We start from the raw sequence: 10,100 nt of genomic DNA, 5'->3' as shown, positions 1-10,100 counted from the left end.
GGGCCTGCAGGTCGCCGAGCGCGGGGGCGGGCGGGGCGCCCGGGGTCGAGGGGTGCGGGGCGCCGGGGGCCGGAGCGGTCGGGTCACCGAGAGCGGGGGCGGGCGGGGCGCCCAGAGCCGGGGCCTGCGGGTCGCCGGGGGTCGGGAGGTGCGGGGCGCCGGGCGCCGGGGCGTGTGGAGCTCCGAGAGCGGGGGCCTGTGCCGGGGCATGCGGGTCGCCGAGAACGGGGACGTGTGCGTCGCCGAGGGCCGGGGCGGGGGCCCCGGCGGGGGCCGTGCCGTGAGCCGTCGGGTGCTGTACCGGGGGTGCGGGGGCCCAGGGGCCCGGTTCGCCGTAGGGCGGGGTGCCGTAGGGATCCGGGTCGTGCAGCGGCTTGGGCCGCTCCTCGGACCCGGTCGGCGCGGGGCCCTCGGCCGTGGGCTCGGTGGCGGCCTCTTCCGGTGCCGGAACCCGCGCCGGCTCGGCCAGCTCGAAGTCACCGGCCACTGCGGCCCCGGCCCGCTCCCCGGGCCGCGGTGCGGTCGCCGGACGGGGCAGCTCGAAGTCCGCTCCGGTACCACCGCCGGCGACCTCGTCGGCCGGCCTCACCCCCGCCGCTCCCTCCGGTCCTTCCACCGACGGGACACGGTTCCCCTCGTTCATGCTCTCCCCACGGCTGCGCGTGACCGCACGCTTCGGCGGCGGCCACGGAATCTCGACTGCGCGCCCGGGTCATCGCCACGGGCGCGGCGCTCACCGGATTCAACCAGGTTCGCGGGCCGTGGTGCAGGGGTCGGTCAGGGCCGGTCAGGGCGCCTGGTGCGGTGTCGCGGGGGACGCCGAGGGAGCGGGGGAGGTGTGGGGGACGGGGACGGGCAGCAGACCGGAGCCGGTGACTTTGGAGGCCATGGACCAGTCGGCGAGCGGGAAGGCCACCATGTGATCCAGGGGGCGTATCAACGGGGAGACGGCGGCGGCACCGGCCAGCACGGGCGCGGTCAGGCTGCGGACGGCATCGATCGGGGCCTGTCCGGCGTCGGGGGCCGGCAGGCCGGGCACCATCGGCGCGGACATGAAGGTCGGCGCGGCCGTGCTCTGCCCGAACTGGGTGCCGCCCTGCGCGAGCAGCGGTCCCACCGGGCGGCGACGCTGGGTCTCGGGCGTGGCGGCGCCCGCGCCGGAACCGGTGCCGGTGCCCGCCGAGCGGGTCGGAACGATGTTGTTGCCCGTGCCGGAGCCACTGCGGGCGTCGGCGGTCACGTCACCGGGGATGGCGGTGGTCACGCCGCCGAGGGCGACCGCGGCCAGCGACACCGCGCCGGCGGCGGCGACCGCGAACCGCAGTCCGCGCGAGGCGGAGCGGCCCTCGTCCGGACGGCCGACGGGATGGATGCGGAAACCGCGCTCCTCGTGCACGGGCGTGTGCTGCGGGCCGGCGGGGACGTAGCCGAACGCGAAGCGCTCGCCCCGCCTCATCCCGAAGACGCCGGAGGTCCCGGAGGTCCCGGCATCGGGGTCGCGCCCGAAGAGTCCGCCGCCGCCCATGTCGCCTCCGCCGGGGAGGCCCTGGAGGCGGGCCAGGAGGCTCGCCGACGGCGGGGGCGGGGCCGCCTCCGCGAACACGTTCTTCAGCGCGCGCTGGGCCTCCGCCTCCGCCCTGCACCGGGCACAGGTGGCCAGGTGCGCGAGGACCCGCTCACGCGTCTCATGACCGAGCTCTCCGTCCACCAGGGCGGAGAGGCGGTCTCCCAGGTGCTGCTCTGCGAGGTGCGGCTCCTCGACAGGTTTCGGCCGAGATCCACTCACGCGGTCGCGCCCCCTCCCCCCAGAGCAGGGACACGGGTCAGGAAGGAACGGCGCTCGGCCGCCCGGGCTTCCGGAGAGCGGTGCGCGAGGGCCTTGCGGAGCTGGGAGCGGCCGCGGTGGATACGGGAGCGGACCGTGCCGAGCTTCACGCCGAGGGTCGCGGCGATCTCCTCGTAGGACAGCCCCTCGATGTCGCACAGGACGACGGCGGCCCGGAACTCGGGCGCGAGCGTGTCGAGGGCCTGCTGGACGTCGGCGTCGAAGTGGGCGTCGTTGAAGAGCTGTTGCGGGGTGGGCTCGCGGCTGGCCAGGCGCTCGGCCGCGTCCTCGCCGAGGGCGTCGAAGCGGATGCGCTGCTTGCGCCGGACCATGTCCAGGAAGAGGTTCGTGGTGATGCGGTGCAGCCAGCCCTCGAAGGTGCCCGGCGAATACGTCGACAGGGAGCGGAAGACGCGCACGAAGACCTCCTGGGTGAGGTCCTCGGCGTCGTGCTGATTGCCCGTCAGCCGGTAGGCGAGCCGGTAGACCCGGCCGCTGTGCATGCTGACGATCTCCTCCCACGTGGGCGGAGTCCACGCCTGCCCGTCCGCGTCGGTGGAGAAGGTCGCGGTCTGGGCCTCGCCTGCGGCGAAACCGGCGTGGTGGTCAGCAGCGGTGTCGGTCACGGATTTCGGCCTGCCCGCCGACCCGAGGAAGCGCCGCAGCACTCCACTCCGGTCCCCAGGCGCGGCCGCACCTCCCCTGTCGGCTCTGGTGGTGTCCAGTGGAGCCCCTACCATAGCCACCTCGCCCGTTAGCTCCGGATAAGCGGTTTTACGAGAATTTGATACTCGCTGATACGGCTCATCCGGCTGCGTCAGCAGTTGCTCGGCGCCCTGATCCACCTGTTACCCCCCGTCGCGTCGCCGGCCGCCGTCTCATCCTTATTAACGCCCGGTCCCATCTGCGGGTTCCCGACGCCAACGGATACAGTCACGCCCAGACAACCATGGGGACAGGAGAGGGTCATTAGCGGCAACCGGCAGACGAGCTGGGCGTTCTCCGACGCCTTTGTCGCCGAGGACGAGGCGCTGCGCTGGGCCCGCGACCGGGCCCGCGAGGCAGGGCTGCGCTCGGTGTCGCCCGGCGCCGGCGCCGCGCTGCGACTGCTCGCCGCCTCCGTGGACGCGAAGGCGGTGGCGGAGATCGGCACGGGCTGCGGGGTGTCCGGGATCCATCTGCTGCACGGCATGCGCCCCGACGGGGTGCTCACCACGGTCGACTCGGAGCCCGATCACCAGCAGTTCGCCCGGCAGGCCTTCCGCGCCTGCGGCTTCGCCAGCAACCGGGCCCGGTTCATCCCGGGCCGCGCGCTCGACGTGCTCCCCCGGCTCGCGGACGCCGGTTACGACCTCGTCTTCTGCGACGGGGACCGGCTGGAGTACCTGGACTATCTCGCTGAATCGTTGCGTCTGCTCCGGCCCGGCGGCCTGGTGGTCTTCGAGGGCGTCTTCGCCAACGGCCGTACGGTCGACTCGGGACCGCAGCCGACGGAGGTGCTGAAACTGCGGGAGCTGCTGCGCGCGGTGCGGGAGAGCCAGGAGCTGGTCACGTCGCTGCTGCCGGTGGGCGACGGGCTGCTCTGCGCCGTCAAGCGCTGAGCGGGCGGCCGCCGATGCCCCTGAACGCGGCTGCCCCGGCACCGCGTACGATGCCGGGGCAGCCACAAGGGCAAGATCGCTGGGGCGTCAGACGACGACCTTCTTGAGGGCGTCGCCGAGCGCCTCGGCCTCGTCAGGGGTCAGCTCGACGACGAGTCGACCGCCGCCTTCGAGCGGAACGCGCATGACGATGCCCCGCCCCTCCTTGGTCACCTCGAGCGGGCCATCACCCGTCCGCGGCTTCATGGCCGCCATGCTCGTTCCCCTTCCTGAAACCAGCTCATCGTCTGCCGAGGGCCCCGGGAGGGCACCCGCGGTCCGGAGCGGACACACGACACCGGCATCGAACACATTGCTTCCCAGCCATTATCCCGCATGGCAGGACCCGATGACCAACATCGGTTGGCATCGCTTGGGCAACGCGCGCGAGCAAAACCACCCAATTCGGGGATGCGGCTGCGATACTTCGCCGCCGCACGGACATCCGCCGGCCGGCTCCGCTCCGGATTTCTTTGACGCAGGTCACACGTCGGGTCCGGCCCCTGGACGGCGATCTCCGCCATGCTGTCCTCAGACAGGGACGTACTGAGCGGTACGTCACCAGCCGCCGACCGGAGGGGATACGCCATGGCCGACACCGTGCTCTACGAGGTGAGCGACGGACTCGCGACGATCACGCTGAACCGCCCCGAGGCGATGAACGCGCTGAACATCGCGACCAAGGTCGCCCTCCGGGAGGCGGCCGAATCGGCGGCCGGGGACGCGGCCGTACGGGCGATCCTGCTGACCGCCGCCGGGGACCGGGCGTTCTGCGTGGGCCAGGACCTCAAGGAGCACATCGGGCTGCTCGCGTCGGACCGGGAGACCGGCTCCGGGCAGACGATGAGCACGGTCAAGGAGCACTACAACCCGATCGTGCGGGCCCTCGCCGGGGCGCCGAAGCCGGTGGTCGCCGCGGTGAACGGCGTGGCGGCCGGCGCCGGCTTCGGGTTCGCGCTCGCCGCGGACTACCGGGTGGTCGCCGACACGGCCGCGTTCAACACGTCCTTCGCGGGCGTGGCCCTGACCGCCGACTCGGGGATCTCCTGGACCCTGCCCCGGGTGATCGGCCCGAGCCGCGCCGCCGACCTGCTGCTGTTCCCGCGCAGCATCAGCGCCCAGGACGCCCTGGAGCTGGGCATCGCCAACCGGGTGGTGCCCTCCGCCGAGCTGCGCGGCGAGGCCGAGCAGGTGGCGCGGGCGCTGGCCGAGGGGCCGACGGTGGCGTACGCGGCGCTCAAGGAGGCCGTCGCCTACGGCCTGACGCACTCCCTCACCGAGACCCTGGAGAAGGAGGACGAACTCCAGGCGCGGGCGGGGCGGTCCGAGGACCACGCGATCGCCGTGCAGGCCTTCGTGAACAAGGAGAGGCCCAAGTACCTCGGCCGCTGAGCGCTGCCGATGAGCGCTGCCGGTGAGCGCTAGCGGGCGGGCGGGCTGGTACGGCTCACACAGGTCTCCAGGTGGTCGTCGACCAACCCGCACGCCTGCATCAGCGCGTACGCCGTCGTGGGGCCCACGAATTTCAGGCCCCGCTGCTTCAGGGCCTTGGACAGGGCCGTGGACTCCGGGGTGACCGCCGGGACGTCGGCGAGGGTCCGCGGAACCGGCCGGTGGGCCGGGTCCGGGGCGTGGGACCAGATCAGCTCGTCCAGCTCGCCCTCCGCCCAGCCGGCGAGTGCGCGCGCGTTGGCGAGCGTCGCGTCGATCTTGGCGCGGTTGCGGATGATGCCCGGGTCGGCCAGCAGGCGCACGCGGTCCTCGTCGGTGAAGGCGGCGACCTTCTCGATGTGGAAGCCGGCGAAGGCCGCGCGGAAGCCGGGGCGGCGGCGCAGGATCGTGATCCAGGACAGGCCCGACTGGAAGGCCTCCAGGCTGATCCGCTCGAAGAGGGCGTCGTCGCCGTGGACCGGGCGGCCCCACTCCTCGTCGTGGTACGTCACGTAGTCCTCGGTGGACAGGGCCCAGGGGCAGCGCAGGGCGCCGTCGGGCCCGGCGAGGGCTGCGCCGGCCGTCACCGCTGCTCTCCTTCCGCGGGCCGCTCCTGCCGGGCGTGCGCGGCGGCTCTGGCACCGGCCAGGGCGGACTCCAGGTCGGTGATCCGGGCGTCCCGCTCGGCGAGTTCGGCGCCGAGGCGGCCCAGGGCGTCGTCGACGTCGGCCATGCGGTAGCCGCGCGGGGCGACCGGGAAGCGCAGGCCGTCCACGTCGGCTCGGCCCACCGGGCGGTCCGCGGGCAGCGGATCCTGCAGCCGCTCGGGCGCCGCCTCGGGCAGCGGGCCGCTTTCGCCGCCCCCCACCACGGCGAGAGTCACCGCGGCGACCACGACGGCCAGCGCGACGACCAGGAACAAGAACATCACCATCGCCTTAGGGTCCCCACGCTCGATACCGGACGCTGTGCCGGAAGCTGAAACTGTCAGGCTCCGATCGTGCCATGCGACTCTGCCAGTTAGGGTCACAGGCGGCCGTACTGCGGGATGTACTAGGAGAGGTCACAGCGGATGCTCAGGCTGGGCAAGCGGGAATTCGGGCCGCACGAGCCGGTGATCATGGCGATCGTGAACCGGACCCCGGACTCCTTCTACGACCGGGGGGCCACCTTCCGAGACGAGCCGGCTCTGGCGCGCGTGGAGCAGGCGGTGGCCGAGGGCGCCGCGATCGTCGACATCGGCGGGGTGAAGGCCGGCCCGGGCGAGGACGTCTCGGCCGCCGAGGAGGCGCGGCGGACGGTCGGTTTCGTGGCCGAAGTACGGCGGCGCTTCCCGGACGTGATCATCAGCGTGGACACCTGGCGGGCCGAGGTCGGCGAGGCGGTGTGCGAGGCGGGCGCGGATCTGCTGAACGACGCGTGGGGCGGCGTCGACCCCGGACTCGCCGAGGTCGCGGCGCGGTACGAGGTGGGACTCGTGTGCACGCACGCGGGCGGTGCCCAGCCGCGCACCCGCCCGCACCGGGTGACGTACGACGACGTCATGGCCGACATCCTGGACGTGACCCTGGGGCTGGCGGAGCGGGCGGTGTCGCTCGGGGTGCCGCGTGAGTCGGTGCTGATCGATCCCGGGCACGACTTCGGGAAGAACACGCGGCACAGCCTGGAGGCGACGAGGCGGCTGGACGAGATGGTCGCCACGGGATGGCCGGTGCTGGTGTCGCTGTCCAACAAGGACTTCGTCGGGGAGACGCTGGACCGGCCGGTGAAGGAACGGCTGATCGGTACGCTGGCGACGACCGCGGTGTCCGCGTGGCTGGGTGCGCAGGTGTACCGGGTGCACGAGGTCGCCGAGACCCGGCAGGTGCTGGAGATGGTGGCGTCGATCGCCGGGCACCGGGCCCCCGCGGTGGCCCGGCGGGGTCTGGCCTGAGCGTCCAGGGGGCGCGGCCCCCTGGACACCCCCTTGGCCCTAGCGGCCCGCCTCCTTCGACACCAGGGCCACCGCCTCCTCCACCTCGTCCGTGACGTGGAACAGGAGCAGGTCCTTCTCCGCCGCCTTGCCCTGGCCCACCACGGTGTCCTTCAGCCAGGACACCAGGCCGCCCCAGTACTCGGTACCGAAGAGGACGATCGGGAAGCGGGTGACCTTCTGGGTCTGGACCAGGGTCAGGGCCTCGAAGAGTTCGTCGAGGGTGCCGAGGCCGCCGGGCAGCACGACGAAGCCCTGCGCGTACTTCACGAACATCATCTTGCGGACGAAGAAATAACGGAAGTTCAGCCCGATGTCGACATAGGGGTTCAGCCCCTGCTCGAAGGGAAGTTCGATGCCGAGGCCGACCGAGGTGCCGCCCGCCTCGCTCGCGCCCTTGTTGGCCGCCTCCATCGAGCCCGGCCCGCCACCGGTGATCACGGCCCAGCCCGCCTGCACGAGCCCCCGCCCGAGCCGCACGCCCTGGTCGTACTCGGCCGAGTCGACCGGCGTCCGCGCGGAGCCGAACACGCTGATGGCGGGCGGCAGTTCGGCCAGGGTGCCGAAGCCCTCGATGAACTCCGACTGGATGCGCAGGACCCGCCAGGGGTCGGTGTGGACCCAGTCCGAGGGCGCCCGCTCGTCCAGCAGCCGCTGGTCGGTCGTGCTGGGTGTCACCTGGGACCGCCGTCGCAGGACCGGTCCGAGCCGCTGCTCGTCCGGCGGCTGCTTCTTCCCCTCGGGGTTGCCGGTAGGCATGTGCGCTCCCTCCGCTTGCCGGTAGTTCGATCTCAGACTAGATCCACGCGGGTTACGGAGGGGGGACATGCGCATGTCCGGTATGCGTGCGCCGCACCTTTCCGCTACGCGGTGAGCCAGCTGCGCAGGCGCTCCTCGCCCGCGAGGATCTTGGCCGTCTCCACGCGCTCGTCCCGCTTGTGGGCCAAGTGCGGGTTGCCCGGGCCGTAGTTGACGGCCGGGATGCCGAGCGACGAGAAACGGGAGACGTCCGTCCAGCCGTACTTCGGCATCGGGGTGCCGCCCACCGCCTCGATGAAGGCCGCGGCGGCCGGGTGGGACAGGCCGGGCAGCGCGCCGGGGCTGTGGTCGTCGACCACGAACTCCGCCACCCCGCAGTCCGCGAACACCTCGCGGACGTGCGCGACGGCCTCCTCCTCGCTGCGGTCGGGGGCGTACCGGAAGTTCACCGTGACGACGCACTCGTCGGGGATCACGTTGCCCGCGACCCCGCCGCTGACGCCGACCGCGTTCAGGCCCTCGCGGTACTCCAGGCCGTCGATGACCGGCCACCGGGGCTCGTAGGAGGCCAGGCGGGCCAGGATCGGGGCCGCCGCGTGGATGGCGTTGGAGCCCATCCAGCCGCGCGCCGAGTGCGCCCGCTCGCCCGTGGTCCTCAGCAGTACCCGCAGGGTGCCCTGGCAGCCGCCCTCGACCTGGCCGTCGGAGGGTTCCAGCAGGACGGCGAAGTCGCCCGCCAGCCACTCCGGGTGGGCCTCGGCCACGTGCTTGAGGCCGTTGAGCTCGGCGGCGACCTCCTCGTTGTCGTAGAAGACGAAGGTCAGGTCGCGGTTGGGGGCGGGGACCGTGGCCGCGATCCGCAGCTGCACCGCCACGCCCGCCTTCATGTCGCAGGTGCCGCAGCCCCAGAGCACGCCGTCCTCGTCGAGGCGGGAGGGGACGTTGCCCGCGATCGGGACGGTGTCGATGTGGCCGGCCAGGATCACGCGCTCGGCGCGGCCCAGGTTCGTGCGGGCGATCACGTTGTTGCCGTGGCGGTCCACCGTCAGGTGCGGCAGGGCGCGCAGGGCGGCCTCGACCGCGTCCGCGAGCGGCTTCTCGGTGCCGCTCTCGGAGGGGAAGTCCACCAGCCGCGCGGTGAGCGCGGCGGCGTCGAGCGTGAGGTCAAGCGAGGTGTCGGCCATGGCCACGACCCTAGCGCGCCGCCTGCCGGGGCGGCCTCGCCGTCCGCGCGGGCCGCCCGCCGCGCCGTGCGGACCCCCGGTGAGGGGTCTCGCGGCCTCCAGTACCTTGTACGCGTGCCAGAGCCGTCCCCCACCCGTCCCAAGCGTCGCGGCCGTCTTTTCCGTTTCGCGGCCGCCCTGTTGGTCCTGTGCGGTGTCGCCGCGTATCTCGTGGTGCAGTACGTCACCGGAGGCGGTGGTGCGCGCGGCTGCAAGGTGGTCCCGGCATCGGGCGCCGGGGCGTCGTACGAGTTCACGCCGGAGCAGGCGGCGAACGCGGCGACGATCGCCGCCGTCGGCACCGGGCGCGGGATGCCCGAGCGCGCCGTGACGATCGCGCTCGCGACCGCGCTGCAGGAGTCGGGGCTGCGCAACATCGAGCACGGCGACCGGGATTCGCTGGGCCTGTTCCAGCAGCGGCCCTCCCAGGGGTGGGGCAGCGAGCAGCAGATCATGGACCCGGCCTACGCGGCGGGCATCTTCTACGCGCACCTCGCCAAGGTGCAGGGCTACACCGACCTGCCGCTGACGGTGGCCGCGCAGCGGGTGCAGCGCAGCGGCTATCCGGAGGCGTACGCCAAGCACGAGCCGGACGCCACGCTGCTGGCGGCGGCGCTGACCGGGCGGGCGGCGGCCACGCTGACCTGCGACGGCCGGCCGGACGCCGGGACGTCGGCGACGGGGCCGGACGCGGTACGGGCCGCGCTGGTACGGGACTTCGGGCGGGACGCGCTGCAGGAGACCGGTGCGGAGGTGGGCGGGACGCCCGTGCCGTCGCCGTCCCCCTCGCCGAGCGTGACCGCGACCGCGCACGGACGGACGGTGACCGTTCCGGTGCCCGAGGGCGCCAGGCGGGACGCGACCGGGCGCGGGGAGCGGGAGCGGGGGTGGCAGCTGGCGCAGTGGGCCGTCGCCAACTCCTCCACGCTGCACATCCAGCGGGTGTCGTACGCGGGGCGGGAGTGGGCCGCCGGGAGCAGCGACAGCCGGTGGAAGCCGGCCGGCGGGCAGGGGGCCGCCGGGCAGGCGGCCGCCGGTGCGCGGACGTCCGTGGGGTCCGTCCGGATCGTGACCGGACAGTAGTACGGGGGATCACTCCGGCGGGTTGTGCGGTGCCGGGCCGCCCCGCCGTCCGGGCGACTTCGGGGCCCGGTTCGCAAACCCTTGGAAATTCAGGGCCGTAAGGATTCTGCGGGATTCCCCGTCGACGTTCTTTGCCCGTTTTTATCCACACCTGATAATGCGATGCG

The 10,100-nt window shown here is 73.3% G+C and carries 11 protein-coding genes and 1 pseudogene; 4 read left to right on the top strand and 8 right to left on the bottom strand.

Going from position 1 to position 10,100, the window contains the following annotated elements; translation table 11 throughout:
- The 3 genes and pseudogenes from AB0N17_RS24870 to sigE form a co-directional block, all read right to left on the bottom strand.
- Positions 1 to 589: pseudogene (locus tag AB0N17_RS24870) on the bottom strand (protease); the annotation flags it as partial.
- Positions 590 to 787: 198 nt separating this feature from the next.
- A complete protein-coding gene (locus AB0N17_RS24865; RefSeq protein WP_366013656.1) occupies positions 788 to 1,786 on the bottom strand; it encodes a zf-HC2 domain-containing protein in 999 nt (332 codons plus the stop codon).
- Positions 1,783 to 2,493: an RNA polymerase sigma factor SigE gene (sigE, locus tag AB0N17_RS24860; protein ID WP_366013655.1), complete on the bottom strand. Its 711-nt coding sequence runs from the start codon at positions 2,491 to 2,493 to the stop codon at positions 1,783 to 1,785. Before sigE ends, AB0N17_RS24865 begins: the two co-directional genes overlap by 4 nt.
- 234 nt (positions 2,494 to 2,727) lie before the next feature.
- On the opposite strand from sigE, the gene AB0N17_RS24855 reads away from it, so the two are divergent.
- Complete coding sequence (locus tag AB0N17_RS24855; RefSeq protein ID WP_366013665.1) at positions 2,728 to 3,426, top strand: O-methyltransferase; 699 nt, start codon at positions 2,728 to 2,730, stop codon at positions 3,424 to 3,426.
- 87 nt (positions 3,427 to 3,513) lie between these two features.
- Here the strand turns inward: AB0N17_RS24855 and AB0N17_RS24850 are convergent, their stop codons facing one another.
- Positions 3,514 to 3,681: a DUF3117 domain-containing protein gene (locus AB0N17_RS24850; protein WP_018544333.1), complete on the bottom strand. Its 168-nt coding sequence runs from the start codon at positions 3,679 to 3,681 to the stop codon at positions 3,514 to 3,516.
- A gap of 372 nt (positions 3,682 to 4,053) precedes the next feature.
- On the opposite strand from AB0N17_RS24850, the gene AB0N17_RS24845 reads away from it, so the two are divergent.
- Positions 4,054 to 4,857: an enoyl-CoA hydratase-related protein gene (locus AB0N17_RS24845; RefSeq protein WP_366013653.1), complete on the top strand. Its 804-nt coding sequence runs from the start codon at positions 4,054 to 4,056 to the stop codon at positions 4,855 to 4,857.
- A 29-nt stretch (positions 4,858 to 4,886) separates the two neighbouring features.
- Here the strand turns inward: AB0N17_RS24845 and AB0N17_RS24840 are convergent, their stop codons facing one another.
- Both AB0N17_RS24840 and AB0N17_RS24835 read right to left on the bottom strand, forming a co-directional pair.
- A complete protein-coding gene (locus AB0N17_RS24840) occupies positions 4,887 to 5,483 on the bottom strand; it encodes a DNA-3-methyladenine glycosylase I (RefSeq protein WP_366013652.1) in 597 nt (198 codons plus the stop codon).
- Positions 5,480 to 5,830 (bottom strand): DivIVA domain-containing protein, encoded by a 351-nt coding sequence (locus AB0N17_RS24835; protein WP_366013651.1) that lies wholly within the window; start codon positions 5,828 to 5,830, stop codon positions 5,480 to 5,482. Before AB0N17_RS24835 ends, AB0N17_RS24840 begins: the two co-directional genes overlap by 4 nt.
- 138 nt (positions 5,831 to 5,968) lie before the next feature.
- On the opposite strand from AB0N17_RS24835, the gene folP reads away from it, so the two are divergent.
- Positions 5,969 to 6,829 carry a dihydropteroate synthase gene (folP, locus tag AB0N17_RS24830; RefSeq protein WP_366013650.1) on the top strand — a complete coding sequence of 287 codons (861 nt, stop codon included), beginning with the start codon at positions 5,969 to 5,971 and terminating at the stop codon, positions 6,827 to 6,829.
- A gap of 39 nt (positions 6,830 to 6,868) precedes the next feature.
- On the opposite strand, the gene AB0N17_RS24825 is transcribed toward folP, so the two are convergent.
- Positions 6,869 to 7,627, bottom strand: a complete 759-nt coding sequence (locus AB0N17_RS24825; protein ID WP_366013649.1) for a TIGR00730 family Rossman fold protein — start codon at positions 7,625 to 7,627, stop codon at positions 6,869 to 6,871.
- 104 nt (positions 7,628 to 7,731) lie between these two features.
- Entirely contained in the window at positions 7,732 to 8,811 is a 1,080-nt protein-coding gene (gene dapE / locus AB0N17_RS24820) for a succinyl-diaminopimelate desuccinylase (protein WP_366013648.1), read from the bottom strand.
- Positions 8,812 to 8,925: 114 nt separating this feature from the next.
- Between dapE and AB0N17_RS24815 the strand changes: the two genes are divergently transcribed.
- Positions 8,926 to 9,933, top strand: a complete 1,008-nt coding sequence (locus AB0N17_RS24815) for a heavy metal transporter (protein WP_366013647.1) — start codon at positions 8,926 to 8,928, stop codon at positions 9,931 to 9,933.
- Positions 9,934 to 10,100 lie beyond the last annotated feature (167 nt).

Origin of the sequence: Streptomyces sp. NPDC051133 (assembly GCF_040682635.1) — a bacterium.
Taxonomy (GTDB): Bacteria; Actinomycetota; Actinomycetes; order Streptomycetales; family Streptomycetaceae; genus Streptomyces.
This window is presented reverse-complemented; position numbering and strand designations above follow the sequence as displayed.

What these genes read in the sequence shown, in the direction of transcription:
- AB0N17_RS24845 (WP_366013653.1), top strand. Translation starts at nt 4,054, where the DNA reads ATGGCCGACACCGTGCTCTACGAGGTGAGCGACGGACTCGCGACGATC.
- folP (WP_366013650.1), top strand. Translation starts at nt 5,969, where the DNA reads ATGCTCAGGCTGGGCAAGCGGGAATTCGGGCCGCACGAGCCGGTGATC.
- dapE (WP_366013648.1), bottom strand. Translation starts at nt 8,811, where the DNA reads ATGGCCGACACCTCGCTTGACCTCACGCTCGACGCCGCCGCGCTCACC.
- AB0N17_RS24825 (WP_366013649.1), bottom strand. Translation starts at nt 7,627, where the DNA reads ATGCCTACCGGCAACCCCGAGGGGAAGAAGCAGCCGCCGGACGAGCAG.
- AB0N17_RS24850 (WP_018544333.1), bottom strand. Translation starts at nt 3,681, where the DNA reads ATGGCGGCCATGAAGCCGCGGACGGGTGATGGCCCGCTCGAGGTGACC.
- AB0N17_RS24835 (WP_366013651.1), bottom strand. Translation starts at nt 5,830, where the DNA reads ATGGTGATGTTCTTGTTCCTGGTCGTCGCGCTGGCCGTCGTGGTCGCC.